Origin of the sequence: Arthrobacter sp. NPDC056727, from assembly GCF_042790555.1 — a bacterium.
Classification (GTDB): domain Bacteria; phylum Actinomycetota; class Actinomycetes; order Actinomycetales; family Micrococcaceae; genus Arthrobacter.
The window spans coordinates 39,213-54,413 of record NZ_JBHTZA010000005.1; the positions used below are offsets into that span (position 1 = coordinate 39,213).

A 15,201-nucleotide genomic window follows, 5' to 3' on the forward strand; every position below is an offset into this window, starting at 1 on the left:
GAAGACCCATGCGAGCAGTTGGCCTTCCCTGCCAGAGCGAGCAACACGCAAAACGCAGTGATGTAGAGCAAGAACATCAGTGCCGCTGCCCTAAACGTCCCGAGAAGACTTATCGACGGGGATCATCCATCGCACTTCGAACTCAACTGCCAGGGCCCTACCCGCCGGGCGGAGGCTGCTGCCTGGCCGACAGGACGGCAAGGTCATGGATGAGTCGTTGCACTTCGCGTTCACGGCCCTGGGAAGAAAAGAGAACCGCCGCCGGTGGCCCGGCGGCAGGACCAGATATGCGGCCCGGCTTTGGGACAGGCGCCACCGAAGCCGGTCCCTCAACCTCAAACGGGTCAATAAATTTAACGGGATCCATCAAAACGTCCCCCAGTGTTCGTGGTCATCTCTGTCTACCACGAACTGATCCACCTACCGCCGGACCACACCGCAAAACATCACGAGACGCCCCTAGGGCGCGGCGGAGCCGTTGTTTGCACGATTACCTACGAAGCGTAGGCACCGGCGGGGTCTTGACCAAAGTCGGCGTCAATAGCTGCTGCCGTCCATGCCGTCACACTTCCGGAGCAGGGGAAATCGGGCGGTACTGTCGCGAATGCGGGGGCCACGCTGCGGGGTGGGCAGCCTGGAGCCTGCCAGCCTCCACGGCTTTTTCCTAGGCATTGGCTGTAAGAATCCTGAATATCAGGTTCTGCCGCTGGGGCTGAACCCCGTCACCCATCGCCGAGCCCGGCGGACGCTGATACCTCAAGCCGGCCACGGCACCCGCATTCTTTCTTGGGTTCCAGGGCACCGGCTGAGGCTCGATGCCGATCTTAGGGAGCAGATGATCAGGACGGCTCGAATGACCATCACCGGCAACGTTGCCTGAACCCGAGGAAACCGATGACAACGATGGCTTCAGACAACAAGCCAAGCCGGCAGGATCCTTGTCATCAGCGGTGACAATCTGAACATCGCGGAGACAGGCATGGACCCTCCAACTCGCAGCCCGGCACGCTACGCTCGCCACCGCCATCGTCCCCGTTGGCGCCGGTGACTCATAACTCTAGTGATTCGAGACGGTTAGGTTTCGAAACGCCTAATAGGCGGGGAACGTCTATGGTGACGGCGAAGGGTTGGCTGGCACTCTGCCGCCGAAGCCTGATGCCTGGAAGGTGCCGACTTTGGTTTGTCCGTCGCTGAGGTAGACGGGGATCTCCCGCGGCGGGCGTGGGCTACTGAAGTTCTTGGCCGCGTCTACTAGGTTGGTCGGCGCGGGGCCGGCGAGCTCTTTGGCGTAGACGTAGCCGGAGACGCCGTTCGAGGCGATGACGGCGATCAGGTCCGGTGTCCCTTTTTCGGAGCTCTCGACACCGTATGTCTCACCTTTGGCGTTGATGCCCCACTCTGTTCGTTCTTGCTTGACGTATCTCGCGAATGGCCATCGCACAGGGGGAACGCAATGCTTGGTGCCGGTCCGAAACGACTGAGAAATATGCCTCCGGTGCAGATAAGCATCGACAACCATGCTCAACCGCTGAAGATGCTGCTGTTTATCCGGTACGCCTGGTCATTATCGGAGGAGCTGAATCTACCCGAGCTCCGGCCAGTGCCTGAGATAGGGACATCAGCCTTACCTGATACCGAAAATAAGCAGGTATGGAATCAACGCTGGACGCTGGATTGGCACCGGACGTGGGAATGGTACGACTCCAGGGAAAGCCAGCAGGCGCCGGTCTCCCAAGAGGAGATGCTCCGGGTTTCCCGTCCCCGGCAGCCGCCTCACCCCGTCGTTTCCACCGTTCTGGATGACGGAGTATGGCGTCTGGATGACGGAGTATGGCGCTGCCGGGATTGATCGCGCCGCCTTTTTTGAATGGGACCGCCTTACGATGGCCCTGAAGCCAAATCCCTATCCGAAACTACCACTTGTCGATGCCTGGCAGAGGGGGATCAGGAACATCACTGTCCTCCCATACTCCGGCTACTTCGCAGAGCGTCGAAATGCCGCCCATCTAGTCGTGTCCGAAAATACGATGAACGATCATGCACAGTTCTTGGAGGCCTTGGGCTAGAGGCTTCTAGGGAAGTCGCCTTCAGAGGTTCGGGTCAATCTGCTGGCCACAGTCACAACCGTTGGTCGCTCGGTCTTGGTGCCTCCGAGGAACTTCTATTGAACCTTTCCACGGTGGGCCTGCCCGCGCTTTCCACGTCCACCGTTCACGTGCAGTACGCGGGCCATCAACGCAATCACAAGCGCCACAACGCCAGACAGGATCAATGGCCATGCGAGCCAATCGTGGTAGACGAATGAATCCTCGACGGCCACTACATGGGCAACAGCGTTGCTGACAACCGCCGAGGGGTAGAGCGACAGGACTGCGGGCACCCCGTATGCGACGAGGGCCCGGATCCATGTCGCCCCGGACCAACGCCGGGTAAGCCATAGAGCTAAGAGAGCTGTGCAGGACCAGAGGACCAAAGCCACCACATTGCCGAAGTTGGACCCAATTTGGAAAGACGCATAAGCGTCCCCAACACCCATCCCCGTGTTTGTCGGAGCAATCAGGAAGTTGGAAACGAACCCGATAAGCCAGGCCACTGCAGCCGCTGACCATACCATCCGCGAACCTGCGCGGCCGGAGGAAGTAGGCTCTCCCAGAACGCTATCGGTGGTCACATTCCTCAATATAGTCAGGCGCGAGCGTCTATCGCAGGAACCCTCCACGGCACAGGCAGCTGATATTGAGCGGCTCAACAACGGACACCTGCCGCGGGTACCGTTGGACGTGCTTCGGTCCACAATTAACCAGGCCGTTTTCCGCGGCGCTGTCCCGAAAGGTCCACATACCGCGACCGACGCTAGCTTGGCACGGTTCCTGGAAGATCGCCTCGCCACAGACGACGTCCACTTGGATCTGGGCGTCACCATCGAGCGGTAGCAGTTGACCGGGCCCCGGACCGATCGGTCCGGGGCTTTCTTGCTTCCACATCCCTGATAGTCAGGTCGAAATGTCGGGAGTCAAGAACCAGTCAGCCGGAGGCGGCACAGGATGCTGTACGCTCATCCGAGATCCATGTGAACAGGGGGAGTTGGGCTTGGGGTCATCGCAAGACGACGTTATTCGTGCGAAGAGGTTGAAATACCATGCGGTGTCCGCCATCTCCGCAGTCGGTGTCTTGGCTGTGATCTACGGTTTGTACATCATCTCGACAGTGGAACCGACTATAAGCTTCACGTGCATTGGCGAGGAACCATCTGATTGCCAAATAACCGAGATATCTGCGTTCGGCGTGGCGTGTTTCATATTTGCCTTGCTCCTCGCGGCTGCGACGTTGGTGTTTCTTTGGACTCGTTGGAAAAGAGCGCCCAGGTAGTCGGCGAGAAGACCAAACAGCCCTCCAGAACCATGAAATGGCCCACCGTGAAGGTCCCGGCATGGGCGGCTGGCTGATGAACTCCTTCAGCAGCAGTGGTCCAGCCTAGATGCGGGCGGACCTGAACCAAACCGTCTTGGCTTACCCCTAACTACGTAGACCCATTCAGTCAGTCGTCTCCAAGAGTTCCTCCCCGCATCCCGAAGCGTCAGATTGGAATCTAAGACCCTGCGTACGGGGCGTCTCGAAATGTCATTTTGGACCCTATTCTGACAGTCTTTCGTCGCCTTTCCTGACGTCAGATTGGGGTGTACTTCAATCACTCGCATCCTTGTCTGAATTGTCCGACCTGTTGCGGCCACAATCATCCGCATGTTGGCACCGCTGCGGGGCGTAGTCGCCGTCAATGGAGGAGATGTACACCTCGACCCCAAGGTCCTTTATTGCGGCGCGCGCCGGCTTGGCAAATTCGGAGTCCGTGACGACGGCATCCAGCTTCGCAAGGGGCGCGACGTTGAAGCGCCCAAAGGTGCCGAAGGTCGTGCTTTCGGCCAGTAAGACGCGGGTCGAAGCCGCGGAGAACGCCGCGCGCTTCAGGACGGCCTTTTCGGTCGAAAGCGTGGTCACACCATGCTGAACGTCCCATGTTCCGGTGCTGATGAAACACAGGTCGACGTTGACCGAGGAAAGGGCTGCCGCGGCGAGAGGGCCGCCGCTCGAGCGGCTTTCGACGTCGACGATCCCGCCTGTGTGGATCGTCTCGATCCCAGGGTAATCGAAGAGGGCGCTCATGACGTCGTAGTTGTTCGTCACAACGGTGATTCCCTCGCTGCGAGCGAGGAACGGAACGACAGCTTCGCATATGGCTCCCGCGTCGAGAAAGACGACCGTACCGTTATCGACGAGTGTCGCCGCGAGTTCACCAATGGCGCGTTGAGCCGTCAACTCGAGCTTTGGACGTGGCCAGCTCTCGGCTCGGGACTGGCCACCCGCATCGTCGTGGAGGCGGACTCCGCCTTGGACCGCAACCACCTGACCGCTGTCCTCGAGGTTAGAGATGTCGCGTCGTACGGTCATGTGAGAAACCTTCATGAGCTCGGTGATTTCCCGGATGCTCAGTACACGAGCCGTTTGAAGCAGGCGCAGAAGCTCCTTCTGCCGCTGCTCCGGAATCATCTAGTCCCCACAGTCTCTCCTGGTGCTGTATTCCCTGGGCCCACAAGATCATGGTGCCGATGTAGACCTGACTCCGGAGGGTGCGAGGACCCGGTCGAGCAGCCGCTGGGTATGAGCGGCCGCTCGACCTGAGGTGAGGGGCTGCGCCCTGTCGGCGACGCGGTCCAGGAATTGGTGGACGGCGGCGGAGAATCCGAGTGTGCGGGTGTCAGTCCTCAATTGCTTCGGTCATCCTTTCATTGCCCCGGTAGCAATTCCGCGCACGAACCAGCGCTGCATCCACAGGAAGAAGATCACGATCGGCAACATCGACAGCGTGACGTAGGCCGTCACCGTGGCCCATGAGATGCCAGTGGCGTTGAACAATTCGTTGACCAGGCGCACCTGTACGGACTGCATCTCGGGACTGCGCGTCAGCGTCGCAACCACGATGTAGTCATTCCAGACGAACATGACACCGAGGACGAAGAGGGCCGCCAAACCCGGTGTGATGAGTCGAAAGGTGACCAGACGAAATGCCTGGAAGCGATTGCAACCGTCGATCAGCGCCGCCTGCTCGAGCTCGTCGGGGATAGCTTCTATGTAAGTTCGCGTGAACCAAATCGCCTGAGGCAGGAACTGCGCAGCGTAAACGATGATGACCACCAGATAGGTGTCGACCAGGCCCGTGCGGTCTGCCATGAACAGCAGCGGCAGGAGCAGGGCGACGCCGGGGATCATGTTGGCAACCGCCAGACCCACGACAAGACTGGTCTTGCCTCGGAAGGGTAGCCGAGCCACTGCGTAGGCGGTCGGTAGTGCAATGCCGATGCTCACAAGTGCGGCGCCCACCGAGAAGATAGCCGAGTTGGCGAAGCTTTGTACGAACGCCGAGTTTCCCAATGCATCCTTGTACGCGTCGAGAGTGATCGTCGTGGGCACAAACTGCGGGGGGAAGGTAGCCGTCTGCTCACCGGGCTTGAGGGACGTCATGACCAGCCAAAGCACTGGTACCAACGCGACCAATACGATGAACGACAAAGCAATCGTCGGTAGTGGCCGGGCCCGGGTGGGGTCCGAATGCGGGCCGATCATGTCTTGTCCCTTCCATAGCGCAGCATCATTGCGCCGAAAATCATGTTGGCCAGCATGACCACGATCGCCACTGCAGCACCCCGGCCAACACTCTGACCGCCGATGATGGATTCGGTGAACAGGTTCAAGCTGAGCGTCTCTGTCTTGTTCAACGGGCCACCCCCGGTAAGGACAAGCGGCAGCGTGACGATCGCGAACAGCAAGAGGGCGAGGAACGTCGAAGCTGCTGCGATGGTCGACTTCATGAGTGGCAAGGTGAGGTGAACAAAGGCGTGGCGGGCTCGGGCACCATCCACAGCGGCGGACTCGTACAGTTCGACTGGCAGTGATTGCAGCGCCGCGTCGAAGAGGACCATCCCGTATGGCGTTGCCCACCACGCCGATACGGCAATGAGGAGCGGCAGGGCAAGCGTGGGGCTCCCAAGAAGCAGCGATTCCGGCAACCCTAACTTCTGCGCCAGGAATGACACCGGGCCGTATGCGGGATTGAGCATCCAGACCCAAGCGATCGCCACGGTGGCTTGGGACAACGCCCACGGCAGAAGCAGGGCCGCCCTGAAGAAGGTCCGGAAACGGCCTGCCCCCTGCAGAAGTATGGCGATCGTGAAGCCGGCAACCACTGACACTGCCAAGGTACCGAAGACGTAGATCAGGGTGACGCTCAGCTGCTGCCAGAACGCCGGACTCTGGAGCAGGTCAGCATACTGACCGAGGCCTACGAATTCGCCGACTTCGAAATAGTCCATCCGGTGGAGACTGACCCAGACCACGATCAGGACCGGGATCAGGAACACAACAGCTATGAGGAGAACACTTGGCGAGAGCAGTGGCGCCACGGGAGTCCGCCTCAGTCTCTTTCCAATAGTTGGTGGCATGGTTCGTGCACCGCCTTCTGGGCGGGCGGGCAGCTTAACCTCGGATTTTGTCAGCATAGTTCTTCATGATCTCGTCGGCCGCGGCTTGTGGAGAGCCGTTCTGCAGGACCATCGCTGTCATCGCGTTACTCACAACCTCTCCAAAGGCCGGATAGTTGATGGAGTAGGAGACTGCTTCACCGCGCTTCTGCACGAGGTCCCTCCAGGCGACCACGTTCTTGGCTTCCGGCTGCTTGAAATAGGAGTTGGTGTATGCGGATTTTCGAGACACCACCTCGCCACCGCGCGCAAGAGTGGCCTGCGTATCGGCGTTCGTCATGAACTTTATGAATTCCCAGGCGGCGTCCTTCTTCCTCGAGTTGTTGTTAATCGAGATGGTCTGCCCGTAGACTGCCTGCTTGCTTGCGGCATCGAACGTCGGCGCGGGGGCCCAAGCAAGGTCTGCCGCGCCCGAGGTCTTCAGCGTTGTGAAGCGGTAGAGACCGAACGTCGCACTGTTCGCGCTGCCGGTCTGTAGCGCTTGATGAGTCTCCGTGTAACCCCAGTTGAGGGCGGTCTTGGTCGACGCACTGTGGGCGTAGAGATCGTTGACCAAAGTCGCGAGGTCCTGAACCGCTGCCTTGTCGAACGCCGGTTCCCTGCCGTCGGGCGCGAAGAGCTTGCCTCCGGACCTTTCGGCAAGGATGGGCGCCCCGAGGAACTCGAGAAACGCCTGTCCGGGGAAGAATCCACCACCAGCACCCAGGCCCACGGGGAAGCCCATTTTCCCATTGCCCGAAATGTCACCGGCAACGCGAATGACATCCTCGAAGGTCGCAGGAGGCGTGCTGATGCCTGCCGCCTTGTAGGCGTCCGCACGGTAGAGGAACACTGGAATGCGGTAGTCCTGCTGCAGAGAGAAAGTCTCGCCATCAAACTGGTTGAGCGATAAGGGCAACAGCCAGTCCTCGCGGTCCAGGCCATCGCGTTCGATGTACTTGTCGAGCGATGCGATGCCGCGCTGCTTTACGAACTGTGGGAGGGCGAAGTTCGTGGCCCGCCACACGTCAGGCTGATCAGCTCGAGCAGCGATCGCCTTCCCGACGTTCGCGCCAGCGGGGTCGACATTCACCCGAACCTTGATCTTGGGGTTCGCCTTCTCGAAGGCCGCGATGGCTGCCGTCTGCGCGACCGCTCGAGGGTCTTTGGTGTTGGACGGGTCCAGGGACGTGTTGTACATGATTTCGCCGCTGGCACCACCGCCGCCACTACTGCCGCTGCCGCCGCAGGCGCTGAGCAAGGCGCTCCCACCCAGGGCAGCCGTAGCCCCGAGAAAGCCGCGACGAGAAACTCCTTCAAACATAGCTGTTCCGTTCGGTTAACGAACACCCGGTCCGCATACGGAATGCAGACGTGGTGCCGGGTTGGACAAAGTTCATTTCAGGTTTGTTCACGGGCCCGTTCGGGCCGACTCCTCAAGCGCGCAGGTAACGCTCGAAGCGGCCGATAGTCATTTCGCAGGTTCCAGCGAATTAGTTAGTTGAGGAACGGGGCGGCGCCGGGCCTCGGGTGCCAGCCATGGCGGCTGCCACGCGCGATCAAGGGGATTTAGCGTCTCCCCAGGCCGTACGCACAGATCTATGGCGTCCAGCGTTTCCGCATCCAAACGGAGGTCAATGCTCTCCAGCAAGCTGGTCATCTGTTCCTCGGTCCTCGGCCCAATCAGGACAGAGGAAACAGCCGGATGCTCGGCGGCGAAGGCGATGGCCATGTTGGCCAGTGACAGGCCCGCCTCACCGGCGACGAGATTGAGTTTGTCGATGACGTCGAATTTGCGCCGGTTCTCGGCAACGGACGGATCGAAACGCGCTGCCGTTGCTGGGAAAGTGTTTGCCCTCGTATCGGCAGGCGCAGCAACACCGCGTTTGTATTTCCCGGTCAGCCAGCCGCCTGCAAGAGGGCTGTAGGTGATGGCCCCCATGCCTTTTTGGGCAAGAACCTTGAAAACATCTCGCTCGTTGTGCCGGACCAGAATGGAGTACGGCAGCTGCTCCGACACGAAGCGCTCGAGCCCGCGTTGCTCAGACAACCACGCGCATTCGTTTACGTGGAACCCTGGAAAAGTTGAGCTGGCGATGTAGCGCACCTTACCCTGCCGAACGATGTCGGTGAGAGCGCGCAACGTTTCGGAAATGTCAGTCTGAAAGTCCGGGCGGTGAATGTGCAGGAGGTCGATGTGGTCAACGTTCAAGCGTCGCAGGCTTGCCTCTACTGCCTTGAATATCCAGTAGCGGGAGTTGCCCGACCTATTGATCGGGTTATTGATCGCAACTTCACCGACGGGGAAGTGGACTTTTGACGAGAGAATGACGTCGTTGCGACGTGAACCCAGAGAGCGGCCGATAATCTCCTCGGACCGACCGTCAGCATAGTGGTCTGCGGTGTCAATGAGATTGATCCCGGCATCGAGGGCTTGGTCCAGGATCCTCTTGCATGACTTCTCATCAGTGTTGCCGCCGCCGAACATCATTGTCCCAAGCGAACGCGCACTCACCTTGACGCCGGTGTTGCCCAGCTGTCTGTATTCCAATGGGGATTCTCCTTTTAGATTGATCCGCGGCACATCTTTCGATGCTGATCTCGACGGCTTACCAACTTGATCGCCCCCCAAGTGCCCGCAGCCTTAACCAGGAGCGGATACGGTGCGGATCGATCATGCCGGCGCCCATCATTCCTAGATCGGTCAGCAGGTTTCGCGGGGGCGCAAGCCACTGAGCTGGAACCGCAGGTTGGTCGTTGTGGGTTGCTTACAGCTTGTGGAGCATCGGTGCCGCCTACCGCCCGTACCACGGACGTTGTGGCAGGTGGGATATTAGCAACCGATCTCAGCAATCGATCTCATCGACCGCTGCAACCGATCTTAGCAATCGGTCTCATTGATAGCAACGGATTTTTGTAACCCATCTCACTTTTGCGGCCAAGAGAAGATGCATCCGGGGTGAGGGCGAACGTCCCGTTTCGGCGTGAGGCCTGTAGAGCGCGGCGGGTCGGGTTGTGGGTGGCTGGCGGCAACGGACAGAGCCGGCCATTCCGGAAGGCCACCGAGTCGCTGGCAGGGGCTGGCAATCAGGCAGAGCGCGCGGGAGGACTCGTGAAGCAGCCGTAGTTGGCTGGCCTCGTGCAGCAGTGTGCCCGCATGTTCACCAGGTTGAGGATGCCGCAGTCGTTGCGCTGAATCGTCGGAGCTGTTGGTAGTCCGGTGTTGCCTGCCGCAACACATCCAACTGAGAAGCGACTGTTTAAAGAAAAACGCCGCCGGAACGGCGGCGTTTCCTTAACGGGATCGTTTCCGACGAACGTGAAGAGTCAGGCTGATCGCGAGTGCTCTGCAGGGACATTTCGCGCGATGACAAGGAGTCGGCCAGGTTGCAGATGCAGGGGCAGCGTCAGGGGCAGCCCCGTAGGCTCAGTCAAGGCTGGTGCTGGCTGGAAAGAGATGCTTAGGCACCCATCTGCCCAGGGCCGCGGGCCGTGCGGCCATCTACAAAAGGGACGGGTTCCCCATGAACCACGAAGAGCCGGCATCGGTGGTCTCCCCGCCGCGAGGGGCCAGGTACATGCCCGGCCCCCCGTGAGCGCTGTGGTGGCGGGGTTGCCGCTGTTCCCCGGGAGGGTTACATTCCGTGGTACCGATACAGATCGGGCTTCAAGATTTGGAGCTGGGTCGGCCAGGGATATGGCTAAGAATAGACTTCGAGAAGCCACCGTCGACACAAACGTCTTGCCCTGTGACATAACCCGATAGCGGACTCACGAGAAATTCGATGACGTTGGCTATGTCCTTGGGCTCTCCAATCCGTGCCAGCGGGATGATATCTTCCCTGGCCTTCTTGATTTGGGGATCGGCATACATTTTTTCGGTCATCCGCGTGTGAGTCATGCCGGGGGAGACCACGTTTACACGGATCCCGTCAGCTGCCCACTCCAACGCGAGTGTTTGGGCCAGCATCGTCAAGGCTGCCTTGCTGGGGCTGTAGGCGCCGGACCCGGCATGAGGTAGCTGACCAGACATGGAAGAGGTGAAACAGGCTGCGCCGTGGGCCTGCTTCAAGTGCGGGTAGCTTGCTTTGGCTAGAAGCCACGGGCCGCGGAGGTTGACGGAGAACATGTTGTCCCAGTCCTCAAGGGACACGTCACAGATGGTACCGGGGTTAGCGATTCCGGCGTTTGCTACCAAGGCGTCCAGACCACCGAATTCAGCTACCGCCGTCTCTACCAGTTGACCTGGCACGTCGGGGTCACCGAGATCGCCCGCCAGTGCGATAGCGGTACCGCCCATTGACTCGATTGATCGAACGACTTCCTTTTGACTGCTGTTCGCTTCGTGTCCTGCCACGGCAATCATCGGGTGCACGCCCCGGGCCAGGGCCGCCTCTGCGATTCTCAGGCAGGTAGACGCGCCTATGCCGCTGCTTCCGCCACTGACCAGTGCCCTCATTGCACACACTCCTTTTAACAGGGATTCTCTTGCGAATTATTGTCGACTACCAAGTCTTGACAAGGAAGCAATGAATTGCAAGACCTGGGTCGCTTGGCAGTTCAATTCACAATGAAACCGATTCTATTATTCTTAACAAACCACGGGCAGATGCGCCGCGATCTTCCACGCTGGGAGTTAACCTTCTAGTTCCCAGCCATGATTTTTGAGATCCTGCATCGCCTTCTTGAATTCCTGCACCGGGTTGTCTTCGCGGATGATCTCGAGAACTACGTTATTGACGCCGCACGTTTCTCTGACGGATTTGCCCAATCCAGTCCAGTCGATCACTCCCGTGCCGATCGGATCATGGCCCCAGGTCTCCGTGCCCGTATCAGAAATATGCACAAGCCCGATGGATTCGTGGTAGGACAGCAAACTGTTTACGGGATCTTCTCCGATGTAGGCGGCGTTGGCGACGTCGTACACGATTTTGACTGCTTCGTCGTTGATAGTGCTTACGACGCCTGCCAGGTCCTCGATGGTCGGAGTAAAGCAGTAGGGAGTGTTTTCGAAGAGTAGGCGCGTGCCGGCCTCTTTGGCCAGTGGGATGAGATTCTCCAGGCTCTCGTACATCCACCCGTAGGTCTTTTCGAGTGAAGGCGAGATCATTGGACGCCTCGTGCCGGGCGAGATCACAACCTCGGCGACATCCCAGGCTGCAGCCAAGTCGATCACCGACTTAATGTGCTCGATGCTTTTGCGACGCATATTCGCGCCGGGGCTGGCCAGGTTGATGTCATATCCACCGGCGTTCAGCGACCTGATCTTAGCGCCGTATTCATTCAGTCTTGCATGAGTTGCTGAGCGCTCCTGGCTGGATATTTCATCCGGCCAGCAATGGGGTGAGCTGACCGGAACTTCAAAAATTTTATAGCCGTTGTCGACCAATTCAGCTATCGCATCAATGGCCGTAGATGACCAGAGATAGGAAAATGTGTTAATGATCATTTGGTTCACTTGAAGGCATCCTTCTGTTCTTCGCCTGTGTTTTTAGCGCAATGAGAATTCGCAGGGAATTGCAAGCGCGAGCCGGGCGGCTCGAAGGAACCCGGGAAGTCATGCTGCCTTCTTGTCCCGTCGAGCCGCCACCGCATACTTGGTACCGGCGTGCCTACCGCGAATGCTTAGCCCCGTCAGTGGCGGGCGAAGTACTCGAGACCAGGTGTTCGCCTTCGAGTACCTCGGGGTCGGCAAGCGCCACCGTGGCACGGTCTCCGCGGTTGCCGGTCTCGGGGAGGGTGAAGTAGACGACGAGGCAGAGGGCGACAATGGCGATCATGTAGACAGCTACGAGCATCGGCTGTCCGGCGCCGACGAATGCGGCGGCGATCAGCGGCGCGGTGCCGCCGAAGACGGCAATCACGATCTGGTGCGCGAACCCGATGCCCGATACCCGTACCGCAGCGGGGAACAGTTCGGCCTGGATGGTCGGGTAGATGGACTGCCAGATACCGAGGACCACCCAACCAGAGGCCGATACCAGAACGTATACGCCGAAGCCTGGCTGGTTTAGCAGCAGGAGCAAGGGGTAGAAGAGGACGATCATGCCGATGGCGCCGATGATGGGGAAGATTTTGCGTCGGCCGAGGCGGTCAGAGAGCGCGCCGCAGACCGGAACGATGACCACGAGCAGGGCCAGTCCGATGACGCTGCCGGCCAGGGTGGAGGCGAGGTCCCGGCCGGTGGTCAGCTTGGCGTAGGTGGGAAGGAAGGTGGCCCAGGTGTAGTAGGCCACGGCCGGGGCGGAGAGCGCCGCTGCCTGGAGCAGGGCCTTCGGGTGTTCGCGAAGCAGGTCCATCAGGCGTGCCGGCGCGGACTTTTGGTCGACGAGGGCAGTTGCCTCAAACTCAGGGGTCTCTTCTGCCCGGGCCCTCAGGATAAGGCCGACGACGCCGAGGATGCCCCCCGCGACGAACGGGATACGCCAACCCCAGGCGGCGAGGTCCGCTGGAGCAAAGGATGATGTCACCAGTGCCGCGGCGCCGGTGGCGGCGAGGGTCGCGAAGCCGCTTGCCATGTTGGAGAACGAACCGAACAGGCCCCTGCGGTTCGCGGGAGCGTGTTCAACCATGAATGCGATGGCGCTCTGTGCCTCACTGCCTGCCGAGATCCCCTGGAGGATGCGTGCAACCAGGAAGAGAACCGGTGCCGCGTAGCCGATCGTCGCAAATGATGGTGTGAGGCCGATGATCAGCGCACCGAGGGCCATGCCCGAGATGGAAAGGGTCAGGATGAGGCGCCGGCCGAAGCGGTCGGCCAGTGGAGAGATGATGATTCCGCTGAGCGGGCGAACAACAAAGCCGACGGCGTAGGTGAGCAGTGCTGCGATAAGGGAGGCGAACGGGGAATCACTGGGAAATATCTGCGATGAGAACACCGCGGCCAGCAGCCCGTAAATGTACCAGTCGTACCACTCCACGAAGTGGCCGATCGTGCCCGCGACCATATTGATGTTGCGGCGGTGCTCAGACTTTGCGGGAACCGCCGAAGGGTCCGCGCTGCCGAGCGCTTGCTTTGAGGTCTTCATTGAACTCTCCATAGTTTCACGTTTTCTGACGAGGGGTAATGGGATAAGCCAGGGCACTTGATGCTCGCCTGATACTTGCTTTCCCGCCTGGTCCTAGTTCACCAGCCCCGACGAGATCGGTTGCTGAGATCGATTGCTGAGATCGGTTGCAAACAACTTTACGGGTGATAAAAGACACTTGTCAACGTCTTGTTGAGACGGTGTGGTGGATGCCCGGCAGCATTGCGCGCCGGTGGAGATTGCGATGCTGTTTTGCAGGCAAGCGTCTTGCCGCAGTCGGTCGAAATCCCCGAGAAGGGTCGCTCGTGGGGCCGGAGGGGGAGCGGAGGGCCTGGTCAGGCCTGTGGGTCATGCATCGGCCGGGAGAGGTGTTTCGTTGTTGAAGTCAAGGTACCGCACTCCGGACCACGCGCATTCCAGGTTTCCGTATACGGACCAGTACTCGTCCCAGTGTGAAAGTTTCCATTGGTCTCGTTCCAGGCCGCGGCGGGTAAGCCGTTCCCGCAGCAGGTCCTGTGGAACCCTTACCCGCACGACCGTGGCTTCGGAAAGTGGCCAGTGAAACTTCTCTGCCGCGGCGGTCAGGAAATCGGGCACCTGGAAGTAGGCGCCGAAAGGGGCATCGATCACCACGGATCGGCCGAGGCGCAGGTTGGCCCCGGCAACGTCCATGAGGGTGTCGTATTCGAGTGGCAGCAGGTTCTCGCGATAGTAGTCGTTGGATTCCCGGTCGGTGGGGTCGTGTCCGGTCACCTTCAGGGCGTACTCGACAAACCGTCCGCACACCCGGTCCTTATCCAGGTAAGCGGCATCGTTTTCTCTTGCTGTTTTTTGTGCAACTGTCGTTTTCCCTGAGCCGGCCGGGCCGATAACAATGAATACATGGGGGAGCGTCATCGGCGGGCCTCTGCCACTGCGGACAGGAACTCCTTGGCGGCTTTGGTGACGCGGTTGAAGTCGCCGTCCGGCTGCCACGCTTTGGTCACGTAGCTGCCGACGCCGACGCCTGCGACGCCAGCGGCAAACCATTCGCCTACGTTCTCAAGGGTCACGCCGCCTGCCGGCATGATCGGCAAATGTGCGAGCGGGGCGAGCACGGATTTGGCGTAGGGAATGCCGCCGGCCTCGGCGGGAAAAAGCTTGAGGATGTCGGCACCGGCCTCGGCGGAGTTGACGAGCTCAGTGGGCGTGTAAGCGCCGCTGACCGTAGGTACCTGGTAGCGGTTGGCTGTGCGAATCATTGCCGGGTTCAGTTGGGGGCTGACCAGGAAGTCAGCGCCGGCGCGGATGCACTCGTAGGCCGAGTGCTCGTCCAGTACGGTTCCGGCGCCGACCGCTATTCCGTCAGGCCCGTGCTTCTCTGCGAGCTTTCGGATGACGTCGACGGCCCCCGGGATCGAGAGGGTGATTTCAAGGGCGCGGAAGCCTCCCGCGATAGCGGCTTCGGCAACGCGTTCCGCCAGGTCCGCGTTGTCGAGACGGACGATCAGGACGGCACCTGATTCCTCGATGGTCTGCAGGGTGCGAAGTTTCTTGTACATGCTTGCCTTTCTTGGGCCCCGGCGCGTGCTCACTATGGCCGGGCCCTGTCGAAGTGTTCGTTGACAAACTTTCCCACTATCCATACTGTTATTGCAACCGATCTCAGCAACCGATCTCAT

The 15,201-nt window shown here is 60.0% G+C and carries 11 protein-coding genes; all 11 read right to left on the reverse strand.

Annotated features, from left to right (window positions below):
- Nucleotides 1–1,108: 1,108 nt before the first annotated feature.
- The 11 genes from ACFRAH_RS06580 to ACFRAH_RS06630 all read right to left on the reverse strand — a co-directional run bounded on the left by ACFRAH_RS06580 (nt 1,109) and on the right by ACFRAH_RS06630 (nt 15,081).
- Nucleotides 1,109–1,441: a hypothetical protein gene (locus ACFRAH_RS06580; protein ID WP_377990106.1), complete on the reverse strand. Its 333-nt coding sequence runs from the start codon at nt 1,439–1,441 to the stop codon at nt 1,109–1,111.
- A gap of 2,243 nt (nt 1,442–3,684) precedes the next feature.
- Nucleotides 3,685–4,545 carry a DeoR/GlpR family DNA-binding transcription regulator gene (locus tag ACFRAH_RS06585; protein ID WP_377990107.1) on the reverse strand — a complete coding sequence of 287 codons (861 nt, stop codon included), beginning with the start codon at nt 4,543–4,545 and terminating at the stop codon, nt 3,685–3,687.
- A 228-nt stretch (nt 4,546–4,773) separates the two neighbouring features.
- Nucleotides 4,774–5,619 carry a carbohydrate ABC transporter permease gene (locus ACFRAH_RS06590; RefSeq protein WP_377990108.1) on the reverse strand — a complete coding sequence of 282 codons (846 nt, stop codon included), beginning with the start codon at nt 5,617–5,619 and terminating at the stop codon, nt 4,774–4,776.
- Nucleotides 5,616–6,455, reverse strand: coding sequence for a carbohydrate ABC transporter permease (locus tag ACFRAH_RS06595; RefSeq protein ID WP_377990109.1), 840 nt, complete (start codon nt 6,453–6,455; stop codon nt 5,616–5,618). The genes ACFRAH_RS06590 and ACFRAH_RS06595 overlap by 4 nt, the downstream gene beginning before the upstream one ends.
- 73 nt (nt 6,456–6,528) lie before the next feature.
- On the reverse strand, nt 6,529–7,836 hold the full coding sequence (locus ACFRAH_RS06600; protein WP_377990110.1) for an extracellular solute-binding protein: 1,308 nt from the start codon (nt 7,834–7,836) through the stop codon (nt 6,529–6,531).
- Nucleotides 7,837–7,983: 147 nt separating this feature from the next.
- Nucleotides 7,984–9,063, reverse strand: coding sequence for an aldo/keto reductase (locus tag ACFRAH_RS06605; protein ID WP_377990111.1), 1,080 nt, complete (start codon nt 9,061–9,063; stop codon nt 7,984–7,986).
- Between the two features lie 1,116 nt (nt 9,064–10,179).
- Nucleotides 10,180–10,971, reverse strand: coding sequence for an SDR family NAD(P)-dependent oxidoreductase (locus ACFRAH_RS06610; protein ID WP_377990112.1), 792 nt, complete (start codon nt 10,969–10,971; stop codon nt 10,180–10,182).
- Between the two features lie 177 nt (nt 10,972–11,148).
- On the reverse strand, nt 11,149–11,961 hold the full coding sequence (locus ACFRAH_RS06615; protein WP_377990292.1) for a sugar phosphate isomerase/epimerase family protein: 813 nt from the start codon (nt 11,959–11,961) through the stop codon (nt 11,149–11,151).
- Between the two features lie 163 nt (nt 11,962–12,124).
- Nucleotides 12,125–13,540 carry an MFS transporter gene (locus ACFRAH_RS06620; protein WP_377990113.1) on the reverse strand — a complete coding sequence of 472 codons (1,416 nt, stop codon included), beginning with the start codon at nt 13,538–13,540 and terminating at the stop codon, nt 12,125–12,127.
- Between the two features lie 348 nt (nt 13,541–13,888).
- A complete protein-coding gene (locus ACFRAH_RS06625) occupies nt 13,889–14,437 on the reverse strand; it encodes an AAA family ATPase (RefSeq protein ID WP_377990114.1) in 549 nt (182 codons plus the stop codon).
- Nucleotides 14,434–15,081: a bifunctional 4-hydroxy-2-oxoglutarate aldolase/2-dehydro-3-deoxy-phosphogluconate aldolase gene (locus tag ACFRAH_RS06630; RefSeq protein WP_377990115.1), complete on the reverse strand. Its 648-nt coding sequence runs from the start codon at nt 15,079–15,081 to the stop codon at nt 14,434–14,436. The genes ACFRAH_RS06625 and ACFRAH_RS06630 overlap by 4 nt, the downstream gene beginning before the upstream one ends.
- Between the last annotated feature and the right edge of the window lie 120 nt (nt 15,082–15,201).

What these genes read in the sequence shown, in the direction of transcription:
- ACFRAH_RS06615 (WP_377990292.1), bottom strand. Translation starts at nt 11,961, where the DNA reads ATGATCATTAACACATTTTCCTATCTCTGGTCATCTACGGCCATTGAT.
- ACFRAH_RS06600 (WP_377990110.1), bottom strand. Translation starts at nt 7,836, where the DNA reads ATGTTTGAAGGAGTTTCTCGTCGCGGCTTTCTCGGGGCTACGGCTGCC.
- ACFRAH_RS06585 (WP_377990107.1), bottom strand. Translation starts at nt 4,545, where the DNA reads ATGATTCCGGAGCAGCGGCAGAAGGAGCTTCTGCGCCTGCTTCAAACG.
- ACFRAH_RS06620 (WP_377990113.1), bottom strand. Translation starts at nt 13,540, where the DNA reads ATGAAGACCTCAAAGCAAGCGCTCGGCAGCGCGGACCCTTCGGCGGTT.
- ACFRAH_RS06610 (WP_377990112.1), bottom strand. Translation starts at nt 10,971, where the DNA reads ATGAGGGCACTGGTCAGTGGCGGAAGCAGCGGCATAGGCGCGTCTACC.
- ACFRAH_RS06590 (WP_377990108.1), bottom strand. Translation starts at nt 5,619, where the DNA reads ATGATCGGCCCGCATTCGGACCCCACCCGGGCCCGGCCACTACCGACG.
- ACFRAH_RS06625 (WP_377990114.1), bottom strand. Translation starts at nt 14,437, where the DNA reads ATGACGCTCCCCCATGTATTCATTGTTATCGGCCCGGCCGGCTCAGGG.
- ACFRAH_RS06630 (WP_377990115.1), bottom strand. Translation starts at nt 15,081, where the DNA reads ATGTACAAGAAACTTCGCACCCTGCAGACCATCGAGGAATCAGGTGCC.